The sequence below is a fragment of the Kribbella sp. NPDC055071 genome (assembly GCF_053608045.1).
Genome location: NZ_JBSGUS010000007.1, coordinates 26,026 through 51,049 on the forward strand (window position 1 = coordinate 26,026; position 25,024 = coordinate 51,049).

At 67.9% G+C, this 25,024-nt stretch carries 28 protein-coding genes; 14 read left to right on the plus strand and 14 right to left on the minus strand.

The window, feature by feature from the left end; genetic code table 11:
- Positions 1 to 22: 22 nt before the first annotated feature.
- Entirely contained in the window at positions 23 to 670 is a 648-nt protein-coding gene (locus ACWF4Z_RS13735) for a response regulator (RefSeq protein ID WP_452243347.1), read from the minus strand.
- Positions 667 to 1,722 (minus strand): sensor histidine kinase, encoded by a 1,056-nt coding sequence (locus ACWF4Z_RS13740; protein ID WP_452243348.1) that lies wholly within the window; start codon positions 1,720 to 1,722, stop codon positions 667 to 669. Before ACWF4Z_RS13740 ends, ACWF4Z_RS13735 begins: the two co-directional genes overlap by 4 nt.
- Positions 1,723 to 1,855: 133 nt before the next feature.
- On the opposite strand from ACWF4Z_RS13740, the gene ACWF4Z_RS13745 reads away from it, so the two are divergent.
- Positions 1,856 to 2,566, plus strand: coding sequence for an ABC transporter ATP-binding protein (locus tag ACWF4Z_RS13745; RefSeq protein WP_452243349.1), 711 nt, complete (start codon positions 1,856 to 1,858; stop codon positions 2,564 to 2,566).
- Positions 2,566 to 3,333: an ABC transporter permease gene (locus ACWF4Z_RS13750; RefSeq protein ID WP_452243350.1), complete on the plus strand. Its 768-nt coding sequence runs from the start codon at positions 2,566 to 2,568 to the stop codon at positions 3,331 to 3,333. The genes ACWF4Z_RS13745 and ACWF4Z_RS13750 overlap by 1 nt, the downstream gene beginning before the upstream one ends.
- Here the strand turns inward: ACWF4Z_RS13750 and ACWF4Z_RS13755 are convergent, their stop codons facing one another.
- The 11 genes from ACWF4Z_RS13755 to ACWF4Z_RS13805 all read right to left on the minus strand — a co-directional run bounded on the left by ACWF4Z_RS13755 (position 3,334) and on the right by ACWF4Z_RS13805 (position 12,460).
- Complete coding sequence (locus ACWF4Z_RS13755) at positions 3,334 to 3,549, minus strand: hypothetical protein (protein WP_452243351.1); 216 nt, start codon at positions 3,547 to 3,549, stop codon at positions 3,334 to 3,336.
- Positions 3,546 to 4,325: a COG4280 domain-containing protein gene (locus tag ACWF4Z_RS13760; RefSeq protein WP_452243352.1), complete on the minus strand. Its 780-nt coding sequence runs from the start codon at positions 4,323 to 4,325 to the stop codon at positions 3,546 to 3,548. The genes ACWF4Z_RS13755 and ACWF4Z_RS13760 overlap by 4 nt, the downstream gene beginning before the upstream one ends.
- A 79-nt stretch (positions 4,326 to 4,404) precedes the next feature.
- Complete coding sequence (locus tag ACWF4Z_RS13765; protein WP_452243353.1) at positions 4,405 to 4,950, minus strand: Chromate resistance protein ChrB; 546 nt, start codon at positions 4,948 to 4,950, stop codon at positions 4,405 to 4,407.
- A 25-nt stretch (positions 4,951 to 4,975) separates the two neighbouring features.
- Complete coding sequence (locus tag ACWF4Z_RS13770) at positions 4,976 to 5,869, minus strand: M56 family metallopeptidase (RefSeq protein ID WP_452243354.1); 894 nt, start codon at positions 5,867 to 5,869, stop codon at positions 4,976 to 4,978.
- Position 5,870: 1 nt separating this feature from the next.
- A complete protein-coding gene (locus tag ACWF4Z_RS13775) occupies positions 5,871 to 6,230 on the minus strand; it encodes a BlaI/MecI/CopY family transcriptional regulator (protein ID WP_452243355.1) in 360 nt (119 codons plus the stop codon).
- Between the two features lie 30 nt (positions 6,231 to 6,260).
- Positions 6,261 to 7,166 (minus strand): decaprenyl-phosphate phosphoribosyltransferase, encoded by a 906-nt coding sequence (locus ACWF4Z_RS13780; RefSeq protein ID WP_452243356.1) that lies wholly within the window; start codon positions 7,164 to 7,166, stop codon positions 6,261 to 6,263.
- 24 nt (positions 7,167 to 7,190) lie between these two features.
- A complete protein-coding gene (locus ACWF4Z_RS13785; protein WP_452243357.1) occupies positions 7,191 to 8,318 on the minus strand; it encodes a phosphodiester glycosidase family protein in 1,128 nt (375 codons plus the stop codon).
- Positions 8,315 to 9,022, minus strand: a complete 708-nt coding sequence (locus ACWF4Z_RS13790; RefSeq protein ID WP_452243358.1) for an SDR family NAD(P)-dependent oxidoreductase — start codon at positions 9,020 to 9,022, stop codon at positions 8,315 to 8,317. The genes ACWF4Z_RS13785 and ACWF4Z_RS13790 overlap by 4 nt, the downstream gene beginning before the upstream one ends.
- Positions 9,019 to 10,392 (minus strand): FAD-binding oxidoreductase, encoded by a 1,374-nt coding sequence (locus ACWF4Z_RS13795; protein ID WP_452243359.1) that lies wholly within the window; start codon positions 10,390 to 10,392, stop codon positions 9,019 to 9,021. The genes ACWF4Z_RS13790 and ACWF4Z_RS13795 overlap by 4 nt, the downstream gene beginning before the upstream one ends.
- Positions 10,389 to 11,468 (minus strand): glycosyltransferase family 4 protein, encoded by a 1,080-nt coding sequence (locus tag ACWF4Z_RS13800; RefSeq protein WP_452243360.1) that lies wholly within the window; start codon positions 11,466 to 11,468, stop codon positions 10,389 to 10,391. Before ACWF4Z_RS13800 ends, ACWF4Z_RS13795 begins: the two co-directional genes overlap by 4 nt.
- A complete protein-coding gene (locus tag ACWF4Z_RS13805) occupies positions 11,465 to 12,460 on the minus strand; it encodes a lysylphosphatidylglycerol synthase transmembrane domain-containing protein (protein WP_452243361.1) in 996 nt (331 codons plus the stop codon). Before ACWF4Z_RS13805 ends, ACWF4Z_RS13800 begins: the two co-directional genes overlap by 4 nt.
- Before the next feature lie 65 nt (positions 12,461 to 12,525).
- Between ACWF4Z_RS13805 and ACWF4Z_RS13810 the strand changes: the two genes are divergently transcribed.
- From ACWF4Z_RS13810 to ACWF4Z_RS13865, 12 genes are all read left to right on the plus strand, one after another.
- Positions 12,526 to 12,732 (plus strand): hypothetical protein, encoded by a 207-nt coding sequence (locus ACWF4Z_RS13810; protein WP_452243362.1) that lies wholly within the window; start codon positions 12,526 to 12,528, stop codon positions 12,730 to 12,732.
- 467 nt (positions 12,733 to 13,199) lie between these two features.
- Positions 13,200 to 14,006 carry a PIG-L deacetylase family protein gene (locus ACWF4Z_RS13815; RefSeq protein WP_452243363.1) on the plus strand — a complete coding sequence of 269 codons (807 nt, stop codon included), beginning with the start codon at positions 13,200 to 13,202 and terminating at the stop codon, positions 14,004 to 14,006.
- A gap of 36 nt (positions 14,007 to 14,042) precedes the next feature.
- Entirely contained in the window at positions 14,043 to 15,416 is a 1,374-nt protein-coding gene (locus ACWF4Z_RS13820) for an ATP-binding protein (RefSeq protein WP_452243364.1), read from the plus strand.
- A 69-nt stretch (positions 15,417 to 15,485) separates the two neighbouring features.
- Positions 15,486 to 16,163, plus strand: a complete 678-nt coding sequence (locus ACWF4Z_RS13825) for a response regulator (RefSeq protein ID WP_452243365.1) — start codon at positions 15,486 to 15,488, stop codon at positions 16,161 to 16,163.
- 6 nt (positions 16,164 to 16,169) lie between these two features.
- Entirely contained in the window at positions 16,170 to 16,826 is a 657-nt protein-coding gene (locus ACWF4Z_RS13830; RefSeq protein WP_452243366.1) for a phosphatase PAP2 family protein, read from the plus strand.
- An 8-nt stretch (positions 16,827 to 16,834) separates the two neighbouring features.
- The gene (locus ACWF4Z_RS13835) at positions 16,835 to 17,488 is read left to right on the plus strand and encodes a response regulator transcription factor (RefSeq protein WP_452243367.1); all 654 of its coding nucleotides are present in this window, start codon (positions 16,835 to 16,837) and stop codon (positions 17,486 to 17,488) included.
- A complete protein-coding gene (locus tag ACWF4Z_RS13840; RefSeq protein WP_452243368.1) occupies positions 17,479 to 18,735 on the plus strand; it encodes an ATP-binding protein in 1,257 nt (418 codons plus the stop codon). Before ACWF4Z_RS13835 ends, ACWF4Z_RS13840 begins: the two co-directional genes overlap by 10 nt.
- 50 nt (positions 18,736 to 18,785) lie before the next feature.
- Positions 18,786 to 20,042, plus strand: coding sequence for a COG4705 family protein (locus ACWF4Z_RS13845; RefSeq protein WP_452243369.1), 1,257 nt, complete (start codon positions 18,786 to 18,788; stop codon positions 20,040 to 20,042).
- Positions 20,043 to 20,193: 151 nt separating this feature from the next.
- Entirely contained in the window at positions 20,194 to 21,123 is a 930-nt protein-coding gene (locus tag ACWF4Z_RS13850; protein WP_452243370.1) for an ABC transporter ATP-binding protein, read from the plus strand.
- Positions 21,120 to 21,968 (plus strand): hypothetical protein, encoded by an 849-nt coding sequence (locus ACWF4Z_RS13855; protein WP_452243371.1) that lies wholly within the window; start codon positions 21,120 to 21,122, stop codon positions 21,966 to 21,968. The genes ACWF4Z_RS13850 and ACWF4Z_RS13855 overlap by 4 nt, the downstream gene beginning before the upstream one ends.
- Before the next feature lie 32 nt (positions 21,969 to 22,000).
- Positions 22,001 to 23,311 carry a sensor histidine kinase gene (locus ACWF4Z_RS13860; protein ID WP_452243372.1) on the plus strand — a complete coding sequence of 437 codons (1,311 nt, stop codon included), beginning with the start codon at positions 22,001 to 22,003 and terminating at the stop codon, positions 23,309 to 23,311.
- Positions 23,308 to 23,958, plus strand: coding sequence for a response regulator (locus tag ACWF4Z_RS13865; protein ID WP_452243373.1), 651 nt, complete (start codon positions 23,308 to 23,310; stop codon positions 23,956 to 23,958). The genes ACWF4Z_RS13860 and ACWF4Z_RS13865 overlap by 4 nt, the downstream gene beginning before the upstream one ends.
- Positions 23,959 to 23,963: 5 nt before the next feature.
- Here ACWF4Z_RS13865 and ACWF4Z_RS13870 read toward each other — a convergent pair whose 3' ends face one another.
- A complete protein-coding gene (locus tag ACWF4Z_RS13870; RefSeq protein WP_452243603.1) occupies positions 23,964 to 24,791 on the minus strand; it encodes an undecaprenyl-diphosphate phosphatase in 828 nt (275 codons plus the stop codon).
- Positions 24,792 to 25,024: the final 233 nt, after the last annotated feature.

A 25,024-nucleotide genomic window follows, 5' to 3' on the forward strand; every position in this document is an offset into this window, starting at 1 on the left:
GCCGCTTGACAACCAGTCAAGCTCAAGCGGTTCTGACCAGGCCGGTTCGGAAGGCGAGGATTACCAGTTGGACGCGGTCGCGGGCGTCCAGTTTGGTGAGGAGGTGGGCTATGTGCGTCTTCACGGTTCCGATCTCGATGTGGAGGGCCTGGGCGATCTCGGCGTTCGAGAGTCCGTCGGCGACCAGGAGCAGGACGTCGCGTTCGCGTTCGGTGATCGCCGGCAACCGCCGTACGACGGGAGCCGGCGCCCTGGTCGTGAACTCGTCGATGAGCCGGCGAGTGATGGACGGGCCGAGTAACGCGTCGCCGGCGGCGACCACCCTGATCCCGGCGAGGAGGTCGGTCGGTGGCGTGTCCTTCAGCAGGAACCCACTCGCGCCGCCGCGGAGAGCGGCGTACACGTACTCGTCGAGATCGAAGGTGGTCAGGATCAGGACGCGGGCAGCGGAGCATCCGGTGATGACCCGAGTCGCCTGAAGACCGTCCACGCCAGGCATCCTGATGTCCATCAGGACGACGTCGGGCTGGGTCTGGGCGGCGAGTTCAATGGCAGTTGCACCGTCGCCGGCCGCACCGACCACGTGCAGGTCGGCCGCAGTGCCGACGATCCCTTTCAACCCGGCCCGCACCAGCACCTGGTCCTCGGCGATGAGCACCTTGACCGTCATGCCCGAGCCCCGGTCAGCGGCAGCTCGGCGCGTACGCGAAAGCCCTTGCCCGGAAGGGGTCCTGCCTCCAGGACCCCGCCGTACAGGGCGACTCGCTCGCGGAGTCCCGTCAATCCATGGCCGGGTCGAGGTGTTCCGGGACAACCGGTCCCGTGGTCGACAACCTGGACCGACAAGGCGTCGGGCCGGCAGTCGATGCTGGCCTCGGCAAAGCCGGTCGACGCGTGCTTCACCACGTTCGTCAGTGCCTCCTGAACGATGCGGTACGCCGAAAGCTCAATACCTGCTGGAATCTCGGCAGGTGACCCGGTGATCGCGAGATCCACCCTCACCCCCGCCTTGGCCGTCTGCACCACCAGGTCGTCGAGCTGAGCCAGTCCGGGCGTGGGCGCGAGGTCGGCCTCGTCGGAGCGCAGTACGTCGAGGAGCCGGCGCAACTCCCCGAGAGTCCGGCGACCGGTCTGCTCGATCGTCGCCAGCGCCGACCGGGCCTCATCCGGTTGCTGATCGATCACCAGCCCGCCGTACCCGGCCTGGACCGTGATCACACCCATGCTGTGGGCAACGATGTCGTGCAGCTCCCGGGCGATCCGGATCCGCTCGCGCTGCACCGCAAGCTCCTCGGTCTGCCGCCGGTACTGCACCGCCACCCGGCCCGCGATCGACGCTCCCACCACGAGCAGACCGAACGGAACAACGGCCCCGGCATGCCGGAAGTCCGGCAACGCGGTTGCGAGTACGCCGATCTCGGCCACGACGACCAGGACCGTCGCCCGACGGTGATCCGCAAGCCGGAAGATTGCCAGACAGACGACCGGGATCGCGATGAATCCCAAGGACGGCAGGAACGGTGACAACGCCAGCGGTCCGAGGCAAAGAACGACCGCTGCCTGAGGTCGCCGGCGCACGAGGCCAAGACCACCAGCAGCCAGCACCGTCCCCAGCGCAGCCGCCGGCATCGGGCCTATGTGGGCGAACATCGTCCAGGTGAGCACGCCGTACAGGACCGCGCCGAACCATTCGACGGCAACAAGCCGGAGGCGCATGAACATGACACCGACGCTAGGCGGTCAGACCCGCCCGCGTCGTCATCCTCCAGACAGATATCCGCAGACAGAAGTCGTAGCCGGAAGATCTCTCCGCGGACAGACGCGGTAGCCCAGGCCCTGCCTGGAAGGTGAAGCCATGATCGAACTCAGCAACCTCAGCAAGCAGTACCGATCCGTGCGCGCCGTCGACGACCTGACACTCACGGTCCACCCCGGCCGGGTGACCGCGTTCCTCGGTCCGAACGGCGCCGGCAAGTCCACCACGTTCCGTCTGCTCCTCGGTCTCGACCGGCCTGACGCCGGTACGGCGCACGTCCAAGGATCCGCGTACGCCGAACTCCGCGATCCGCTGCGGGAAGTCGGGGCTTTGCTCGACGCCAATGGAGTCCATGGCGGGCGTTCGGCGTACGACCATGTCCTGTCCGTCGCCCAGACTGGCCGGATCCCGCGGTCCCGGGTCGACGAAGTCCTGGAACGCGTCGGGCTGGGGCAGGTGTCGCGTCGCCGAGTCGGTGGGTTCTCGCTCGGGATGCGGCAGCGACTCGGGATCGCGACCGCGCTGCTCGGTGACCCCGCCGTCCTGCTCCTGGACGAACCGATGAACGGACTCGATCCGGAGGGCATCCGCTGGATCCGGGGACTGCTGCGGGGACTGGCCGACGACGGCCGCACGGTCTTCGTCTCGAGCCATCTGATGAGCGAGATGGCACTCGTCGCCGACCACCTCGTCGTGATCGGCCGCGGCCGGCTGGTCGCCGACGGCCCGCTCGCGGAGTTCACCCGCGACGGGCGCTCGCTGGAAGACGTCTACCTCGACCTCGCCGACTCGGACTTCGGGAGCCACTGATGATTCCTGTGCTCACCTCGGAATGGACCAAGCTCCGGTCCGTCCGCTCGACAGCTCTCAGCCTGATCGCCGCGGTCGGGGTCTCGGTGGCCGGCGCGTTGTTCTCGGCGACGGGCCGCGCCCACGACTACGCCAACCTCTCGGCCGCCGACAAACTCGCGTTCGACCCGGTCAATCTGAGCTTCGACGGGCTGGCCTTCGCGCAACTCGCCTTCGGGGTTCTCGGGGTGCTGGCGATGAGCGCGGAGTACACCACGGGCCAGATCCGTACGACGTTCACCGCCGTGCCTCGTCGTACGACGGTCCTCCTGGCCAAAGCCGCGGTCAGCGCGGTCGTCACCGTCGTGGTTGGTGGCATCTTGGCCTTCGCCTGCTTCTTCGTCGCTCAAGCCGGACTGAGAAGTGCACACGTCAACGTCTCGCTCGGCTCGCCCGGCGCACTGCGAGCCGTCGCCGGCGCGAGCCTGTACTTGCTGACCGTCACCCTCCTCGGCGTCGGCCTCGGCGCGTTGATCCGCCACACCGCGGGAGCGATCAGCACCCTGCTCGCCATCGTCTTCATCCTCCCGGTCGTCGCCGCCAACCTCTCCAGCTGGGCGACCTGGCCAACCAAGTGGAACCTCTGGTCCGCAGGCAATGCGCTCATCACCACCCAACCGCTTCCGGCGAACTCCCCGTCCCTCACCCAGGCACTGCTCAGCTGCGTCGCGTACGCCGTGACACCACTCGCGGTCGCCCTGGTAGTCCTCCGGCGCCGGGACGTCTGATCAGCGTTTGGGGCGTATGTCCAGGAGGAGGCTGATGGTGAAGGCGGCGATGACTAGGGCGGCGCCGAGCAGGGTGAGGGCGGTGTCACTGAAGAGGCCGGTGGTCATCGCGGCGAACAGGATGATCAGGGCGACGAGGACAGCCGCGGCGATCTTCCAGTCGTCGCCGATGATGAAGTCGTACCAAAAGCGGCCGAATGCCTTGACGTACTTCATGCGCGCACCTCCGTCGCCTCGGCCGCCGGTCGCCGCAGGGCGGCGATGAAGATCCGGCTGACCAGGAACCAGACCGCCAGCAGGACCAGGATCATCAGGTCATGTCCCGGCCAGCCGAGGCTCTCGCGGCCGGCGCGGAAGATGCCGATGCCCTCGACCGACCAGTAGGTACCGAACGAGGCGAGCATCAGGCCGACGCCGTACTTGAGCAGGTTCTCGTTGATCATCGACAGCGGCCGGCGCAAGGCGACCGCGATGGCGAGTACGACGACCACCGCGGCGGCCGCGCCGAGCGCAGCGACGGGGATGTTGTTCGCGTTCAGCCCGAAGGTCAGCACGATGAACACGACCTCCATGCCCTCCAGGAACACGCCCTTGAACGAGATCATGAAACCGAACAGGTCGATCCCGCTCCGCGAGGCTTCGCCGGCCGCCTTCGCGGTCTCGACCTCCTCGCGGTAGATCGCGTCCTCGTCGTGCGTCGCCTTGCGCCCGGACGATCTCAGGATCGCCTTCCGAAGCCACTGCAGGCCGAAGATCAGCAGCAGGGTCCCGATCACGAGCTGCAGCGCCGACTCCGGGAGCCAGGTCGACAGCGCGTAGCCCGCCAGCACCGTCACGACCGCGAGCACGGCCAGCGCCGCGGCCGTCCCCGCCAGCGCCGAGCGCCAGCCGCGGGTGAAGCCCATCGCCATCACGATGGTCGTGGCCTCGACCATCTCCACGAAACACGCGGCGAACGCCGCGACGAGCACACCCCACGTTGCCGCATCCATCGCCGACATCCTCGAGCTGGGAGAAACATCTGTTGCATGTAACGCTAGTTACATAGGACCCAGGTGTCAACGTCCCCGGTCAGAGGCTGCCCTGCGTCCGCTCGTAGACGTCGGCCTCGAAGTCCTCGAGCTGGCGTTCGCACTCGGCCACCTTCGACCTGGCCAGTTCCTTGCCGTCGGCACCTAACCAGTCGCGCTCCTCGACCTTGGCCAGCCAGCGCCGGAGCTTCTCCAGATCCTGCCGGATCTCCTCGGCCTCCTCGAAGGTGTAGTTCTCCCGGAACCGCTCGAACTCGATCTCCTTGAAGAACTTGGTCTCGCACTCCTCGACGATCTCGTCGTACTCCTTGGCCGACTGACTCCGGAACCCCTCGACGAACTGCGCGCGCGCCTCGTCCTCGACGTCGGTCAAGGTCAGGAACACACTCGAGCCGCCCAGCTCCACGATCCGCTCGCGAACCCTCACCAACCCCGCTCGCAGCTCCTCGCGGTCCGGCAACACGCAGACCGCCTGCTGCACGTAGAACCCCCCAAGCCGTTTCAGGTCCCGCCACACCGCCACCCGCGCCCGCGACGAATCGCTCGGCACCTTGTAGATCAGCAGCAGCCAGACTTCGGGTTCCATACCCGACAGTCTCGCAGCCAACGGCCTAGCGAGAGTGCGCGAGCCAGGCGTGGGCGACGTCGATGAACTTCACCACGGCGACTGTTGCGACCAGAAGCTGTCCACAGCTCAGGGCTGAGACACCGATGAGTCCGCGCCAGTGGGTGTCGCCGCGGGGCTCGGCGATCGCCGAGACTCGCTCCATCGCGTGCGTGCCGTGAAAGCCAAGGCCGCGTGCCGGCGTCGCGCCGGCGGTTGCCAAGGACGCCCGCGCCACCGCGCGGGCGACCACCTCCCTGTCGCCGACTTGTTCGGCCGCGTCCTCGTCGGCGGCACGCTCGACCAGATACGCCGTCAGGTCCACCAGCCTCGACAACAAGGGATTCATCGCGGCGGCGCAGTCCACCGCGCCAACCAGTCGATGGTGCCCACGGTTCAGGTGTGATCGCTCGTGCGCAAGCATCACCTTCCGCTCGGGTCCGGTCAGCAGGCGCAGCATCCCGGACGTCACGAGCACATGACCGGGCCGTCCCGGAACGGCGATCGCGAAGGGTTCCGGGAGATCCGCCACCGCGAGCCCGCCGCGTGGAGTACCGCCGGCGCGAAGCTCGCGAACAACGCGCTGCCGACCGGCCAGCCTGTGCACAAGCCGGGTGCCGCCGACCAGGAGAACCACCACGGCGATCACCGCGAGCCAGTCGGGCACAGGCTCCGGCAGACCCAGCCCGGGACGGTGATCCAAGGCCGACAGCGGAGGCAGATCATCGAACAGCGTGAGCGACAGCACGGTCAGACTGCACACGTACGCCGACGTCGTGACGACCGTGGCCACCACCACGACCCCCGTCGCCACGGCCGGTTGGACCAGCCGAGCCGTCCAGGTTGCCGCCCACGGGAGCAGCAGACTCAGCAGGAACGGCAGGTAGACCCAGACGGTCATCTCAGTCCCCTGACCGCGCGGAAAGCCATCGCTGCAGGACCTGCGCCTCGTCCTCGTCAAGCGTCGCCGCGAACTCACGCAGCACCCGCGCCCGGTCCTGAACCCCGCTCAGCGTGGAGCGGAGGCGCTGCGCGACGGACGACGCCTCATCCGTCGTCGGCCAGTACGCATGCGCTCGACCACGCTCGGTGCGCTGCAGCACACCCTTTGCGGTCAACCTGGTGAGGATCGTCTGGACAGTGTTGTACGCCAGGTCGTTCTCGAGCTGCGCGGCAACCTCGGCCGTGGTCATCGGAGTGCCCGCGGCCCACAGCGCGGCCATCACCTCGGCTTCCAGCTCGCCAGCGCCCTTTCGCGTCACAGCCGAAGCCTATCTGGGTCGCCGGTTGGATCAGGCGCAGTACAAGCCGACTCCGAGCAGGCCGACCCAGGTGAGGCCGGCGACCAGGAGGACGCGATCGCGGAAGATCTCGTGCTCGGGTTCCTCGCCGCGGCCGGTCGAGACCAGCAGGGCGTACCGCAGGAGACCGGTGAGGAATGGCAGGAACGAAACGGCGAGAAGCTCCCGGTAGGCGTCGTGGCCGAGATACTGGAACGCCCACATCCCGTAGGACAGCGCCGAGCCCAGCAGAGCCACCGTCATGACCTGGTCCAGCCAGGACGACGGGTACGCCGCGAGGACCGGCCGGCTGACCGCATTCCCAGCCCTGGTGTGCTCGGCCTTTCGCTTGCCGGTCACCAAGAACATCGCCCCGAACAGGGAAACGAGCAGGAACCAGTGGGACACCGGCAGACCGGTGGCGGTCCCACCGGCGGCTGCACGCAGTACGAAGCCAAGAGCAACGATGATCAGGTCAACCACCGCAACATGCTTCAGACCGAAGACGTACAGCACCTGTGCCACCAGGTAAGCGATCCCGAGCCCGAACGTCGACCATCCCAGCAGACCCGTGACGACGAGACCGAGCACAGCCGCCGCGATACCGAAGACCGCGGCAACGACCGGATGAAGTGCTCCCGACGCGACCGGCCGGAGGCGCTTGCGTGGATGCCGCCGGTCATCGGGAGCATCCCGGATGTCATTGAACGCGTAGATCGCCACCGACAACAAAGTGAAGCCCACGGCCGCGATCGTCGCCCGCAACAGCACCGCCGGCGACGCGAGTACCCCGGCCGCGGCCGGCGCGGCGAACACCATGACCGCCTTGTGCCATTGCCTCGGCCGGCTGAGCCGGAGCAGCGCGCGCCCCACCGCCTCCCGGGGTACGACGGCCGTCGACGTCTGCAGGTCCGTCATTTGCCGGCCGTCATTTGCTGGCCGTCATTTGCTGGTCAGGTAGAAGAAGTCGCGCTGATCGTCGACCAGGTAGCGATCGGTCGGCGAGTTCATCGAGTCGAGCAGTCGTTTGCTGCTGACGCCGGCAGTGGTGGGCGTCTCGATGGTGAAGCTGACCATCGCGGCGTGGATGTCCAGCTCCATCCCCTGCACGATGCCGGCCTGATGCATCGCACTGGCCAGCGTCGCCAGGGTCAGTTTGTTGCCGGCGACGTACACAAGGTTGCCGTGGGCATCGGTTCCGAGGCCGGACCGCCAGGTGTACTGGAACTGACTGCGGACCGTTCCCCACCGGCCGTTCGCGTTCGTGGTCAACCCGTCGACGACGCGGCCGTTGACGATCACCGGATCCAGGTTCTGCCGGACCGCGACGACGTCGGGGCTCATCCGGACTGTCTGGTTCCAGGTCCCCACCTGCGCCGAACCGTCGCGGAGGATGACGACCGACGCTCGGCCGTCCACCAGCGGCACAGCCGGAGAGGCGGTCGTCCACCAGCCACCGTGCGAGTCGTTCAGCTTGAAGCCGGCGTTGAAGGTCGCGACCAGCGCGGCACGATCCGCGCTCGGCACGGAGTATCCGTTGCTGGATGACATTCCGACGACCGGCTCCCGGGTCCCGGGCATCAGGTGCAGGCGATACGTGTCGCGCGGTATCAGCGCTGCTGCGACCGAGACCGGGAGGTGCGCGGAATCGGCCCGGAACCAGCTCGTCCACAGCAACGGCGTTCCGGCCTTCGTCTGTCGAGCGATCGACCAAGTGCCTTCCGCCGGCAACGGCGTGATTCCCGGAAGCAGTTGCACCGCGGGCAGCCCGGTTGCAGCCGGACGAACGCTCGGCGGCGCGATGTTCGGTGACTGCGCAGTGCTCGGAGCCGTGGTGTCGCTCGGTTGGCCGGTCGCGGGCGGCTGTTGGTGGGAGTACTTCCACGTCTCGACGGTGTCGATCACCGCTCCGCCGCCGTGATCGCGGAACCACTCGACCGTGCGCACCGCAAAGCTCGCGTTGCCCGGATAGAGCAGCGCCCGAACGTACGACACCACCGGCACGACCAGCAACAGACAACACACCAAGGCGATCCAGCGCTTCCGCACTCGGCGCCGTCGGAGACTCATCGCCACACCGCCGGCAGGAGGCGGCGGGGAATCAACCCCAGAACCCGTAGGACCACGCCCATCACGCTCGGCACCCACACGACCGTCTTCCGCCTCTCCACAGCCGCCGCGACCTTTCGGGCTACTCGTTCGGGACTCGTCGCCAGTGGCGGCACGCGCAGACCCGCGGTCATCCGAGTCGCGACGAATCCCGGACGCACGACAAGGATTCGCACCCCGGTCTCCGCCGCCTGCCGAGCGAGGAGCACAGCCGTGGAGTCGGCCAACTGCTTCCCGAGCGAGTACGCCGCGATCGACTGCCGTGGGCGGAGCGCGGCCGCGGACGACAACAACACGATCTGCTCGGGCTTCCGCTGTACCAAGGCCCGCAAGAGCAACGAGACCGCCAGTCCGTTCACGACAACGCCTTCTTCGAAGGTCTTCGAGGACATCGATCCGACCGCGACGATCGCGAGCTCCAGCGGATGCTCCGCGCTCGCATGGGCGAGCATCCCGTCGATCTCGTCGACGTTGAGGCCCGCGTCGTACTGCGTGGTGGTGACGGAGTAGCCCGCGTCACGGAGTCGTTCGGCATTCAGCCAGAGCTCACCACTCGGGCGGCCGGCGAGGATGACGCGACGCGGCAGCGGCCCGAGAAGTTGTAGCAGTACGGCGATGCCGAGCTCCGACGATCCACCCACGAGCAGAACCGAACCCGGGGTCATGGCAGCAGGCCCAGTCGCTCCGCGAGTCCGGACGTCCAGCGTCCGACCGGGTCCAGTCGCCGCTGGGTTCGCTGCCACGTCGACAGCCGCGGGTACATCAGCGGTATCAGTTCCGGATCGGTCACCGCGTCCTTGGCCAGGTAGACCCGCCCCCGCGCACCGGCGACCATCTTGTCGACCGGCCGCAACGTATCGCGGTGGTGCAGCCAGCGAGCCGGCAGATCCACCGCCAGCGTCCAGCCCGGGATCGGGAACGACAGCGGACCCGCCGTACCGAAGCCGAAGTTCTTCAGCGTCGCCAGCGCCGGCACGATGCCGTGCCGGCCGAGGAACTCCAGCACCTCGAGCACCACGCCGACTTCGTCCGACGGTACGGCGAACTGGTACTGAACCAATCCCCGTCGCCCGAACGCCGCCGGCCACGCCTCGGCGCGGTCCAACGGGCACAGCGCGGATCGCAGCGGGACGAGGTGTGAGTTCCCCGATCTGCTCAGATGCCAACGAGTCGCGGACGCAGCGGCGATCGTTGCCTTGGACACCACGCCTGGGCCCGGCAGGGACCGCAGGTGGCGCGTACTCGCGACCCGTGCCGCGGGGAACGGCCCGACTGCGGTGGGGAGATCGAGCGTCGAGGCACCGTAGTACTCGTCGACGACCCCGCGACCGAGTCGGCTTCCCTGTGCATGCGCGTCCAGCCAGGCAATCGAATACTGTCCTGGATCCAGCTCTTGTCGCGTCGCCAGCCACCGCATCGCCTCGACCGTCCCGTCGAACGAGTGGGTGCGACGCCGATTCCGGATCATCCACCCGGTATCGACCCGGTGCAGCTGGATGGCCGCTTGGAGGATGACGCCGGTCAGGCCCATGCCGCCGATCGTCGCCCAGAATCCGTCGGCGTCCTGCCCTGCCGACAGCTGGACGATGGTCCCGTCCGATCGGAGCAATGCGAGCCACACGATGTGCTGGCCGAAGGATCCGGCACCCGGATGATTCTTGCCGTGCACGTCGCCGGCGATCGCGCCACCGACCGTGATGCGTTCGGTGCCGGGAACCACGGGAAGCTTCCACCCGAGTGGAAGGGTTTGGTCGATGATGTCCTTGAGCAGCGCGCCCGATTCCACCACGAGCACGCCGTTGCCCTCGTCGAACGAGACGATGCGATCGCGAGCGGTCATGTCGAGCACGACCCCGCCACCGGGCAAGGCCGCATCGCCGTAGCTCCGGCCGGCGCCGCGCACGGTGATCCTCGGCTCGGCCAGTACTGCCTCGACCAGGCCGCCGTCGAACGTCGGTCGCCGTACCCGCGTGGTGCGACGTACCGTCCTCCCCCAGCCTGACAAGTCCTGTGTACCGGGATCTTCGAGGGTCATGATGCCGACGCTAAGGACTGGGCACTGAGAGCATGCTGAGTCCGGTACGCCGCGAGATGCTGCCGGATCACGTGGTCCCACGTCATCACCGGATCCGTCGCCTGGTTGAACGCCTGCAGTCGCGCCAGCGTCGTACCGTCGGTGAGCAGGGCGACCACCGTGGCGGCCATCTGCGCGTCGCTGTCGACCAGATATCCCTCGAGCCCTGGCCGGATGAACTCGCCGACCCCGCCAGAGGCCATCGCCACAACGGGCAGGCCTGCGCAGCGCGCTTCGAGCGCCGCAACCCCGAACGACTCGAGCTCCGCCGGCGCCAGGTACACGTCCGCAGTGGCGTACAACTGCTGGATCTCGAACCGCGTCAGCCGTCCCGGCAGGTCGACCCACTCGCTCAGTCCCCAGCGCCGAGCGGTCCTGGCCACTGCACTCGCCTGCGGCCCACTTCCGACGATCACCGCCCTGAGCGGGACTTCGGCCGGTACGAGTTCGCGGATCTGCCGCAGCGTTCGCAGCAAGGCCATCGGACGCTTCCGCCGCGCCAGCCGCATCGTGCTCACGATGGTCAGCGGATGGTCGGCCCGACGCGGCGAGCGCCACCTGACCGGATCGACCCCGTTGTGCAGGACCTCGACCGAACGATCGGGCAACATCCGCCGCAGTACGCCGGCAACCGCTTCACTGACCGCAGTCCACTGGACGGCACCGAGGTACCGATCGATGCGCTCCACCGGCCACGGCGTCGACGAGCTCGGCAGCGAGTGCAGCGTGACGATGGCTCCCTCGATCAGTCGAGCCGCCCGCCAGGCCAGCGGAGAGAGCAGCGACGAATGACAGTGCACGACGTCGAAGTGCGGCAGCTCTGCCCGTAGTCGGTCGACCGCCGACCGCAACGGAACGCCTGCAACAGCCGGCAGTCGCACCACCCGTACGGCGTCAACTGGTGACGGACCGTCCGTAATCGTGAAGACCGTGACGTCGTGCCCGGCCCGGATCAGCTGCAGCGCAAGATCGTGGACCTGGAGTTCGATGCCGCCGAGTCGTGGCAGGTAGCAATCGCTGACCATTGCGATCCTCATCCCGACACCGCCTCGAGCCGGCTGGTACGACGCTGGAGCCCGGACCAGATCGCGAGCATGACGCCACCGACCGGAATCTCCATCAAGTACGTGAATCCGCGGAACAGCAGCAGACCCGCCGCGACTCCGGCCGGATCGCCGCCGAGGGCGACCAACGCCGCGGTGGTCCCGACCTCGACGACGCCCGCGCTGCCGGGGGTGATCGGCACGAGGGTCAAGAGCCGTTCCACCGCCAGGGCCGTGAAGAGCACCGGCAGAGCCAACGGCACGTGCAAAACCTGGAAGCAGAGCCACAGCAGCGCGAGCTGCAACGCGAGGTACGCGACCATCCCGACGCTCATCGGACGCCATCCGGTCCTCAGTACGCCGAGCATCGAACGTCGCAGGCGGGGCAACTGCTCCCGCAGTCGAGTCCGCCGGATCAGCCGATCGAGTACGCCGCCAACGGCAACGGCCGCACGCTCGTCGACGAGAATCCACACGCCGACCGCGACGGCGACGGGAACCGGCAGGAACAGCAAACTCGTCGACCCGAAGGCCGACGCGCTGTGCAGAAGCGGTACCAGACCGAGCGCCACCGCGATCACGCCGAGCTTCGACACGACGTTGAGCAGTGTCGTCACCGCAATGAACCCGCCGAACGCGCCAGGGCTGAAGCCCCATCGGCGCACCATCGCGAAGTTCAGCGCGGTGCCGGCCGCACCGCCGAGCGGCAGCACGTTGGCAACCGCACTACCGGTCAAGCTGAGGGTCAGACCGCGTCGTTTCGTGAGCCCCGGCAGCGACGCCGCCAGGACGAACGAGTGCGCCCACAGTCCGGCGATCCACACGACCGCCAGCAACACCAACGAACCCACCGACACCCGGCCGAGGACAACTCCGACCTGACTCCAACTGGAGCCGACCGCCAGTGGCAGGAACACCACCAGCGCCGCGGTGAGCAACCCACTCAGGACAGACGTCACCAGCCGCCGCCGTCGTACCCGATCCATCCTCACTCCCGGCCACAGTCGAGATCTCTCATCGCACCCCAGCCTGGAAGGCACACGCTGAGAGCATGCTGAGAACAACTGGGTCCTGGCTGAGGTCGGCGGCGGGCAGGAGGTTCGGGAGGATATCGCGCCTGATCAGGGAAGAGATCATCCCCGAACCTGACTGTTCCAGGCCGACGGATCAGCAGGTGGACGGTGTTGTCCGGGTGGCGGGTTTCTGGGCGTGGAACGGACGATTCGCGGAGGGCTTGAGGGTTATTCAGAAGTTCTGAAGACCCAGAGCAAAGAACAAGAGCAAGAGCGTTAAAAAGGCAGGAAAGGGAAAATAGAGAGGGTGTTGGGTGCCTGGCTGGGCTGGCCGGTGGTGGACGGCGGGTCAGAGTATGTGCAGGCATCGAGTCGTGGATCGCGGTCGGTCAGACACGCCCCACCGCGCCATAATCCACGACTCGAACCACGCAGCGGGCACGCAAGGCATCCGCACCCGGGGCTGCAGGACCGCTCACTCAGCCACTGGTCCTCGACGGCCCCGATCCCTCACGCGCCGCGGTCGTCGCAGTCCCGACACGCCAACCACAGGCCGCCCACACCTACGCACCGAGCCCGCCACGCGCCCAGCAACTCTATCTTTTCTCTCCCTGCCTTCCTTTCTCTTGCTTTCTTCTTTGAGGCTTCTTCTCTGCGCTGTCTTCTTTGGTGTTCGCGGTGCGGTCGTTGACCGGCGTGCGATGCTGAACGCATGGAGGACCGGTTCACGCTCGTGGCCTTCCATGCGCATCCGGACGACGAGGCCCTGCTGATGGGCGGTACGTTGGCCCGGCTCGCCGCGGAAGGTCACCGGGTCGTGCTCGCTGTCGCCACCGACGGCGAGGCCGGCGCGGCTGCGGCGTCGTACCAGACTGACGGCGGGCTCGCGTCGTACCGGCGCGACGAGCTCGACCGGTCTGCCGCGGCGCTGGGGTGTGCGCGCGTTGTACGGTTCGGATTCGCCGACTCCGGCTCGTCCGGATCGCCGGCGGCGGGCGGTTTCAGCACGCTCCCGGTCGACACCGCGGCCGCACCGCTGATCGCGTTGCTGCGGGAAGAACACGCCGACGCGCTGACGATCTACGACCCGGCCGGCGGCTACGGTCACCCCGATCATCGGCAGGTCCACACCGCCGGGACCTATGCTGCGTCCCGGGCGGGCACGAAGTTGGTGCTTGAGGCAACAATCGACCGGCGGCGGATCCAGCAACTGGTCCGTGTCGTCGAGCGGATTCCCCGGATCCTGCCCGCGGTCCGGGCCGGCGACTACGACGAGGCCTACTCCGCCACGACGGCGATCACGCACCGCGTCGACGTTCGCGCGTACATCGATCAGAAGCGGCGGTCGTTCGAGGCCCACGCCAGCCAGGCGAGCTCGGACGACGGCGCTCGGACCCTTGGGCTCCTGCTCAAGCTGCCGCGACGGCTGTTCACCCTGATGCTCGGACGGGAGTGGTATGTCGAGCACGGCAGGGCTCCCGGAGCGCCGTTGGACGATATATTCGCGACACTTCGCTGAGGCGGGAAGGAGCGCATGGTGTCCGGATTGCGCGCGATGAGCTTGAGACTGCGCCGGGCCAGCGTGCGGAGTCGGTCGACCGCGGCCGCCGTCGTCGTGGTCGCGGTGGCCATGGCTCTGGGCGCCGCCGTACTCCTGCTTCTTCTCCAGCGGGCGCTGATCACCACCGTCTCCGACGCCGCCGACGGGCGCGCATCGGACATCGCCAACCAGGTCAGCGAGGAAGGCGTCGCCAGCCTGAACACCGATCTGGCCGAATCGACGCGAGCGAGCCAGATCATCCAGATCCTGGACGCCTCAGGGCGCATCGTCGCGGCGTCGTCGCCGCGAGCCGACAACACGGTCTTGACCACGCTGCGTCCCGCGGACGGCACGATCGAGCGGGCCGAGGTCGGCGAGATGCCGCTGCTGGACGACGATCACGACTACCTCATCGTCGCGCGCGGAGCGGAGTACGGCGGTCAGACCTACACCGTGGTGGTCGCATCGTCGGTCGAGACCCAACGGGCGACCGTGGCGACGGTGACGAAGTACCTCGCCATCGGCTTCCCGGCTCTCCTCGTCGTGGTCGGGATCGCGAGCTGGATGCTGGTGGGACGGGCGCTCGGGCCGGTCGAGCGGATCCGGACCCGCGTGCAGGGCATCGAGTCCAAGGACCTCACCGAGCGGGTCCCGGTCCCGCAGACGAACGACGAGATCGCCCGGCTGGCGGCGACCATGAACGAGATGCTCGACCGGCTCCAGGCCGGCCAGGCGAACCAGCGCAGGTTCGTCGCCGACGCCAGCCACGAGCTGCGGTCACCACTCGCGACGGTCGCCGCCGGACTGGACGTCATCGAGCCGAGCGCCCGCGGGCAGGCGTGGCAGGACCTGCACCGGTTGATGAAGGGCGAAGCCGAGCGGATGCGGCACCTGGTCGAGAACCTGCTCCTGCTCGCGAAGGCCGACGACGCGGCGTTGCCGATGCGACGGACCGACGTCGACCTCGACGACCTGGTCGACACCGAGGCCCTGCGGCTCCGCGAAGGCGGGACCAACCTCACGATCGTCCGCGACGTACAGCCCGTCCGGGTCGTGGGCGATCCAATGCGACTCGGTCAGCTGATCCGCAACCTGGTCGACAACGCAGCCCGCGAAGCACACAGCACAGTCCGCCTCACGACTACCGAACGCGACGGCACCGCGATCGTCACCATCCAGGACGACGGCGACGGCATCCCCGAGCCGGACCGCCTCCGGGTCTTCGACCGCTTCGTCCGCCTCGACACCAGCCGAGCCCGAGCCAGCGGCGGTTCAGGCCTGGGCCTGTCCATCGTCCAAGAGATCATCAAGGCGCATCACGGGACAGTCGTCCTGACCGCGGCCCCCGCCGGCGGCACCATCGCGACGGTCACCCTCCCCCTGTCCTGATGAGGCGCGGTGAGTGCCTGATCCGACCCTCTCAGGTTGCTCTCAGCTGGCTCGGACGACACTGAGACCATGCGAGTGCTGATCGTTGAGGACGAGGTGCCCCTGGCCGAGACGGTTCGGCACGGGCTCTCCGAGGACGGCTTCGTCGTCGAGGTGGTCCACAACGGCGAGGACGGGCTGTGGGCGGCAACCGAGCACAAGTACGACGTGATCGTGCTCGACATCATGTTGCCCAAGGTCAACGGCTACAAGGTGCTCGAACAATTGCGGCAGCGCGGTGTCTGGACCCCGGTCCTGATGCTGACCGCGAAGGACGGCGAGTACGACCAGACCGACGCCTTCGACCTCGGGGCCGACGACTACCTGACCAAACCGTTCAGCTTCCTGATCCTCGTGGCCCGGTTGCGGGCGCTCATCCGCCGGGGCGCACCGGAGCGTCCGGTCGTGATGGCGGCCGGCGACCTCCGGCTCGATCCGGTTCGGCGACACGTCGAGCGCGCCGGCCAGGAGATCACGTTGACGCGCCGCGAGTACGGTCTGCTGGAGTTCCTGATGCGGCATCGTGGCGAGACCGTGAGCAAGACCGTGATCCTCGAGAACGTCTGGGACCCCGCCTTCGACGGCGATCCGAACGTCGTCGAGGTCTACGTCCGGTACCTACGGCTCAAGCTCGACGCGCCGTTCGACCGGCACGCGATCCAAACCATCCGCGGCATGGGGTACCGGATCGACCCCGACGGCGGCTGATCCGCGGTGCCACGAACCCTGCTCGGCCTCTTGGCAACCGCGCTCGGGACCATCGCGTTCGTCGTTCAGGCAGACGCAGCCGTCGAGGGTGACGGCCTTGCGGCCTTCGACCCCCGGCTGACTGCGGACGTCGTCGCGCACCGGGTCGCCAGTGTCAGCAAGATCGCACAGGCCATCACGTTCATCGGCGAGGTTCCGGTGCTCACGGCCCTCACGGTGATCATCGCCATCGTGCTCCGCCTCCGCACCCGACGCTGGCAACCGGCCATCATCCTGGCCGTCGGCATGGCCGGCGCCGCGGGCCTCACCTACGGACTCAAAGTCCTCATCGGCCGGCACCGACCCGACGCGAGCGTCGTGCTCGGTGCCGTCAGCAACGGCTTCTCGTTCCCCTCGGGCCATACGCTGAGCTCGACCGTCTTCTTCCTCCTGCTCGCCGGCCTGCTCTGGTATTCAAGCGCGTCGCGCGCCACCAAGATCGCCGGTACGACGGCCGCCCTCCTGCTAAGCCTTGCCATCGGCCTCAGCCGCATCTACCTCGGCTACCACTGGGCAACCGACGTCCTGGCCGGCTGGACCGCCGCCCTCACCTGGCTGTCCCTGCTCGCGACGTTCATCCACTTCACCAAGCCTCGGAGCCCTATCGAGACTCCGGGCCGATAGGTCGCGATATGGCGAGGATTGCTGTGTGCGAAGACGATCGCGCGCTGCGCGGGGTGCTGCGGCGGGCTCTGGAGGGTGATGGGCACTCTGTCGTCGCTACCGCGCGAGGTGCTGAGTTGCTGGCACAGCTCGAGCCGGTGCCGCATGTGGTGATCTTGGATGTCGGTCTGCCGGATGCCGATGGGCGTGATGTCTGCCTGGCGTTGCGGGCACATGGGGTGGACGCGCCGGTCCTGATGCTCACCGCACTCGGTGGCATGCATCACAAGGTCAGTGGGTTCGAGGCCGGAGCCGATGACTATCTCACCAAGCCCTTCGACATCCCGGAGCTGTTGGTGCGGATTCGCGCACTGTTGCGCCGGACAACGGTTGCCGTGACCATCGACGAGGTGGTGCTCGACCCGACCAGTCATGAGGTTCGCCGGGGCGAAGCCGGGGAAGCATTGACGCCGACCGAGTTCAGACTGCTCGGTCGGCTCATCTCTGTGCCCGGCAAGGTTGTCCGGCGGCACTCTTTGGTGGCGGCCGGTTGGCCACACGGAGCCTCCGTCAGCGAGAACACGCTGGACTCCTACCTCCGGCGGCTTCGCGTGAAGCTCGATCGGTTGGGGATCGCCGACCGCGTCGCCACCGTCCGTGGGGTCGGCTACCGGTGGGACTGACCGGCTTCCGGGGACGGATCGTCTCGCTCGCGGTCCTGACGGCGACGCTGGTCGTCGCGGTCCTCGTCGTACTCAGTCATGTGCTGCTGACCCGGGCGGGCGAGACGGACTCCCGAACGCTGGCGCGTACGCGGGCCGACGCCGTCGCGGCGACCGTTGAAGTGAGCAACGGAACGATCAAGCTGGTCGAGGGCGCAGGCGACGCCTTCGACACGGTTGCGTGGGTCTACGCCGACGGACGTCTCATCGACGGCGTTCTGCACCCGAGTGTTGCGACCCCGATCGATCAACTCGGCACGGCCGGACGGACGGAGTTCCGGACCTTCGGGAGCACCTTGTTGTACGCCGAACCGCTGCCGGTGCGCGGGCATCAGGTGACGGTCGTCGTGCTGGTGGATCTCACGCCGTACGAACGCTCGGAGCACCACAGTCTGCTGATGTCGCTGCTGCTCGGCGCTCTCGCGGTCGCGCTCGCCGGCGCCGTCACGTACGTCGGTGTGCATCGAGCGCTGCGCGTCGTACACCAGATGTCGGCGCTGGCCGATGAATGGGGTGACAACGACCAAGACCGCCGGTTCGGGCTCGGGCCGCCGAAGGACGAGTTCGGCGAATTGGCACAGACCTTCGATCGACTCCTGGAACGGGTCTCCGACACCATCGCCGACGAACGGCGGCTGACCGACGAGATCGCGCACGAGCTACGGACGCCGCTGGCCGTACTGCGCGGTGAGGCCCAACTGGCCGACCTCTCGGACAGCCAGGTCGAGCCGCAGGTCGTCCTCGCCGAGACGGATCGGCTCAGCGCGGCGGTGAGCGCGATCCTCGATGCGGCCCGGCTGCGCACGCGCGGCGAGGCGAGCTGCCGACTGGCGCCGGTCCTGCGGAGGCTCTCCGAGGGCCGCGACGTACAGATCGACGCGCCCGGAGATCTCGAGGTGGCCGTGCCCGCCGAGGTCGTCACCGCGGTCCTGGGTCCCTTGCTCGACAATGCCGCGCGGCACGCGCGGACAACCGTCTCGTTGCAGGCAGCAACGAGTGGCGACGACGTCCTGGTCCAGGTCCTGGACGACGGACGGGGATTCGCGCCGGACGAGCTGGATCGGGTCTTCGCGCCCGGCCACAGCGGCACGGACGGGCATGGGCTGGGGTTGGCCGTCGTACGGCGGATCGCCACCGCGACCGGGATCGGCGTCCGGGCGGTGGCGGACGGCCGTGGGCACGTCGAGGTGCGCTTTCCCCTCGCTTGAGCAGGTAGCAGTCAGGTTGTGTGCAGGTGGGGCGCGCAAGCCTGGCCCGCATGACTACCAACACCGCATCCCGAACAGCCACGCCCCGGGTGCTGCTGAACAAGGTGCCCGAGGTCACGATCTGGTTCTGGCTGATCAAGATCCTCTGCACCACCGTCGGCGAAAGCTTCGCCGACTGGATCAACATGCAGCTCGGATTCGGACTCGTTCCCACCGCGATCATCTTCACCGTGGTCTTCGCTGCCGTCCTGGCTTGGCAGGTGAGCACGACCCGGTACCGGCCGGCCGCGTACTGGTCGACCGTCGTGGTCGTCAGCGTGACCGGCACGCTGTACACGGATATCCTCACCGACCAACTCGGCGTCCCGCTGTGGATCAGTACGACGGTCTTCAGCGTCGCACTGGCCGTGGTGTTCGGGATCTGGTGGGCGCGTGAACGCACACTCTCGATCCACAGCATCGTCACCCGGCCCCGCGAAGCCTTCTACTGGCTGGCCGTTCTGGTCACCTTCGCGCTGGGCACCGCGGCCGGCGACTGGACCCTCGAGCTGACCGGCTGGAGTCCGGGCGTCTCCGTGCTGCTTCCGCTCGCCCTGATCGCGATCATCGTCGGCTGCTGGCGCATGGGCGCGAACCCGGTACTCGCGTTCTGGCTCGCCTACATCCTGACCCGGCCGCTCGGAGCGAACCTGGGCGACTGGCTGGCCTCCCCCAAGGTCCCCGACCAGGGTCTCGGCTTGGGGACGCTCGTCACCAGTCTCATCTTCCTGAGCGCGATTCTGGCCACGGTCGTCTACCTGACCCTGACCAAGACCGATGTGATCGAGGGTCACCAGCACAGCGAACGTACGGCGAAGTACCACCAGCCGCGCCGCGAGTGGGCACTCGCCGGCGTCATGCTGGCAGCGGCCGTTGCCGCCGGCATCCTCCTGAACTGGGCCTCCGCGCAGCCGCACGCAAACGCGGCCGCCGAGAAGGAAGGTCCGAACACGGCCGCGGCGAACGAGCACCTGACCTCCGCCGAGGCGACAGCGCACTTCCCGACCTCCGATGTGGCCCAGTTCCGCACGCTGGTCACCGGCATGAACGCCGATCTCGCCAAGGGTGACCAGGGTGCGCTCAGCGGCAAGGTCGACGCGTACGAGAAGGCCTGGGACGACGACCAGGGCAAGCTCCAACCGCTCGACGGCAAGGCCTGGGACTACATCGACAGCCAGAACGACGCCCTCTTCACCTCGGTCCGCGACACCAAGGACCCGGCGGCCGAGAAGCAGGCGATCCAGGCCCTGCTGACCACGCTGGGTTGACCACTTCGAACTGACCGCACAGGACGTAGTACCGCGGTACGACAGGTCGCGCGAAGATCGGGCCGCGGTACCACGTTCTGGCGTGATTCGATTCCTAGGTTGGTCGTCGAGGGCCCGGAAGGACCGGGCAAGGATTCGAGGGACGACGCAGATGATCGAGGCACGACAACTCACCAAGCGGTACGGCGAGACGACAGCGGTCGACGGGCTGGAGTTCACCGTCCAGCCCGGCGCCGTCACGGGCTTCCTGGGCCCGAACGGCGCCGGCAAGTCGACGACCATGCGAATGATCATCGGCCTGGACGCGCCGACCAGCGGATCGGTCACCGTGAACGGGAAGCCCTACCGGGAGCACGCGGCCCCGCTCCAGGAGGTCGGCGCTTTGCTGGAGGCGAAGTCCGCCCATCCCGGCCGGTCGGCGTTCAATCACCTGCTGGGATTGGCGTACACGCACGGCATCCCGCGCAAACGGGTCGACGAGGTCATCGAGCTGACCGGGCTGCAGTCGGTCGCGAAGCGGCGGGCCGGCCAGTTCTCGCTCGGCATGGGTCAGCGCCTCGGCATCGCCGCCGCACTCCTCGGCGATCCGGCCACGATCATGCTCGACGAACCCGTGAACGGCCTGGACCCCGAGGGCGTCCTGTGGATCCGCAATCTGCTGATCGGGCTCGCCGCGGAAGGACGGACCGTGTTCGTCTCGTCGCACCTGATGAGCGAGATGGCCCTGGTGGCCGACCGGCTGATCATCGTCGGCCGCGGTCGGCTGCTCGCCGACACCACCGTCGACGAGCTGGTCCTGCAGGCCGGCGGTGACTCCGTACGGGTTGCAACCGACGACCCAGCGCGGTTGCGTGATGCCCTGGCCGGGCCGGGCGTCGAGATCCTCGGACGCGCCGGTTCCGAGGAACTCGACGTCACCGGTCTCCCGGCACGCTCCATCGGCATCACCGCGGCTGAGCACGGCATCACGCTGTACGAGCTCACCACCAAGACGGTCTCGCTGGAAGCCGCCTTCATGGACCTGACCCGGGACACCGTCGTCTACCACGGCACCACCGAACTTGCGGAGCGTGCGGCATGAGCGTCATCACCTCACCCCGCCGTTCGGACGGCGAATCCACAGCGGCGCCGAAGCCGGACTACCGGGTCACCGGGAGTCGCGTGCTCCGCTCGGAGACGGCCAAGCTGTGGTCGTTGCGGTCCACCTGGATCACGCTGGGTCTCGGCCTGCTGTTCTTGGTTGCCTTCGGCATCATCGCGGCGGTCCGGTACCGCTCCAGCGTCACCTCCGGCCGGCAACTCGACCCGGACTTCGCCGACGCGACAGCACTCAGCTTGTCGTTGTTCGGAGTGTCGCTCGCACAATTGGCGATCGGCGTACTCGGCGTACTCGTCACCGCCGGTGAGTACTCGACCGGATTGATCCGATCCACCCTCGCCGCCGTACCCCGGCGTCTCCCCGTGCTCTGGTCCAAGGCTTTCTCGTACGGCGTTGTTGCCTTGGTCATCGCGGTGATCGGTGCGTTCGTCACCTTCTTCGTCGACAGCGGGATCCTGAGCAACACCCCTGCTGCTCTGACGATTTCCAGCGGCGGCGTGGTCAGAAGCCTCTTCGGCGCGACCGTCTACCTCGGTATGGTCGGAGTGATTGGCGTCGCTCTGGGAGCTCTGCTGCGCTCCGTCGCCGGTGCGATCTCGGCCTTGGTCGCCGCATTGATGCTGGTCCCCGGCCTGATCTCGCTGCTGCCGAGTTCCTGGCACAACGTCATTCAGCCCTACCTGCCCAGCGTGGCGGGCGAGTCCATGTACTCGCTCCACCAAGCCGCGCACACCCTGTCACCGATCGCAGGCTTCGTGGTGTTCGCGGCCTGGACGGCGCTCGCGCTGGCAGGCGCAGCGTGGCGGCTTGCCCGGAGCGACGCCTGAGCCTCGGGTTGAGCGACGGTCACAATGGAGAGGTGGGCACTGTGACTGGCGACAACGGATCGGGGTCGGTCGACCCGCGGGACATCCCCAATTCCGATCCGTTGTGGCAGCACCCCTGGGTGGTCCGACTCGGCAGGATCGGCCGACGGCTGCGCCAGGCTGACCACGCACGACCCTGGGTCCTCGACACCTTGGTGGTGGTCGGGGCGTTCCTGGTGTTCTGTCTGCCGGATCTGCTGCACGACGACGGGCCGCGTGAACTCGCCGGCGTGTTCACCCAGATTTCGCTCGGTACGACGATCGCCCTGCAAGCCGGACTGATCCTCCCGCTCTTCCTGCGTCGGCGCGCTCCCTTCACAGCCTTCGCCATCACCGCCGCCGTCTTCATCGTGCAGTGGTCGATGCTGGTCTTTCTCCGCGCGGACGTCGCCCTCCTGATTGCGCTGTACAGCCTCACCCTGCACAGCTCCCTGCGCCGATTGCTGTGGGCCTGCACGATCACGGTCGCGGCTCTCGCCCTGGCCGTCGGCCGGATCGCGGCCTTCGCGTCGGTGGCGGAGATCGCCTTCTTCCTCGTCTGCGCCACAACGGCCGCCGTGGCCCTCGGCCTGGTCGTCCGGATCCGCCGCTCCCAACTGGCCGCCCTGCGCGACCGCGCGACCCAGCTCGAGATCGAGCGCGACCAGCGCAGCCTGCTCGCGATCGCGGGCGAGCGAGCCCGGGTCGCGCGCGAGATGCACGACATCCTCGGACACAACCTCTCGGTGATCATCCGGCTCGCCGACGGCGGGGCGTACGCGGTGCGGGTGAATCCCGACCGCTCGGCCGAAGCGCTGACGCTGATCGGCGAGACCGGACGCGAGGCACTCAACGACCTCCGCCGTACGCTCGGCGCCCTTCGCGACGACGCCGCCGTCGCGGACCTCGCACCCCAGCCCGGGATCGCCGACGTCGACGCCTTGTGCGAGCGGATCCGCGCGGCCGGGCCTCGGGTGAGCTATCGCACCATGGGCGAGATCCCCGCGGATCGGGGTCTGCAGTTGGCGGCGTACCGGATCGTTCAGGAGGCCTTGACCAACGCGCTGAAGTACGCCGGACCCGACACCGAGGCCCGGGTCTCGCTCGAGGTCGCGCATGAACGGCTGCGGATCCAGGTCGACGACACCGGTCCGTCGGTGGGCTTCCAGCCGGCCGCGGGCTCGGGCGACGGACAGGGGTTGATCGGCATGCGCGAACGCGCCGCACTGTACGGCGGAACCGTACAGTGCGGGCGAACCCCGGGCGGCGGCTGGACAGTACGAACCGAGCTCGGACTTGCGCCGGCCGAGGAGAGGACGCCATGACCACGGTCCTGATCGTGGATGATCAACCGCTGCAGCGACTGGGGCTGCGGATCCTGCTGGAATCCGTACCGGAGACGCAGGTCGCGGGTGAGGCCGGCTCCGGATCCGAGGCCGTGCGTCGAACCGCCGAGCTCCATCCCGATGTCGTCCTGATGGACATCCGGATGCCCGGGATGGACGGGATCGAAGCCACTCGCCGGATCGTTGCTAGTGGCAATCGTTCGCGGGTCCTGGTGCTGACGACGTTCGATCTGGACGAGTACGCCCACGCGGCGCTTCGGGCGGGCGCGAGCGGGTTCCTGCTGAAGGATGCCCGGCCGGAGGAACTGCTCGGCGGGATCCGCGCGGTTGCCTCGGGCGATGCGATTATCGCGCCGACCCTCACGCGGAGGCTGCTCGACGCGTACGCGCAGCAACTCCCTCGCCTGTCGCGGGCCGACGACAACACCTTGGTCCAGACGCTCACCGAGCGGGAACGCGAGATCCTGGTCGCGATCACCCGCGGGTGGACCAACCCGGAGATCGCGGACCGGCTGCACCTGTCCGAGTCCACCGTGAAGACCCATGTCGGCCGGGTTCTCGCCAAGATCGGCGCCCGCGACCGGGTTCAGGCGGTCATCTTCGCGTACGACATCGGCCTCGCCTGACCTGTTCAGGTCGCGCTGATGGTGCCCGCTGCGAGGAGGACGAGCAGGACCGTACCGAGGAGGATGCGGTAGAGGGCGAAGACCTCGATCGAGTGCTTGGCGACGAAGCGCAGCAGCCAGGCCACCGAGGCGAACGCCACCACGAAGCTGATGACCGTGCCGATGATCAACGCCGCCGCGCCGACAGTGCCGTTGAGCGCGTCCTTGAGCTCGTAAAGCCCGGCGCCGACCAGCGCCGGAATCCCGAGCAGGAAGGCGATCCGCGTCGCCGCGACGCGATCGAGGCCGCGGAACAGGCCGGCCGAGATCGTCGCGCCGGAACGCGAGACTCCGGGGATCAACGCGATGCACTGCACCAGGCCCATCACGACCGCATCCCGCATCGTGGTCTCGGTCAGCGCGCGCGTCTTGCGGCTGAACTGCTCGGCCGCGACCATCACGAACGACCAGACGATCAGCGCTCCGGCCACCCACCACAGGCTCCGCAGCGGACCGGAGATCAGGCCCTTGGCAACGAACCCGACCACCCCGATCGGTAGCGAGCCGACGATCACGTACCAGCCCATCCGGTAGTCGAATTCGTCGCGATGCTCGCGGTTCGCGAGCCCACTGACCCAGGCGACGACGATCCGCCGGATGTCTTTCCAGAAGTACAGAACCACCGCGGCGATCGCCCCGACCTGGATCACCGCGGTGAACGCCGTGATCGCCGGATCATCGATGGCCAACCCGAGCAACTTCGACACGATCGTCAGATGCCCGGTACTGGAGACCGGCAAAAACTCGGTCAGCCCTTCGACAACCCCAAGAACGACCGAGTCCCAGGTCGTAATCCCGTGCGTCAACTGCTCTCCTAGCTCAGCCCGAAATCCTCAGCGAGACCCTACCCACCCCAACCTGAGCAACAACTGAGACCCCTACACGCTGTAGGTATCACGATGCCAGGTCGACTCTCCGGCTCAGCCCAGTGCCCCGACGGTCCGTCTGTTCGGGCACTGGGGCATGCCCTAGGGAGTATCCCTGGGGTGCGTGACGCACCGGTCACTGATCGTGGTCATGACCACAT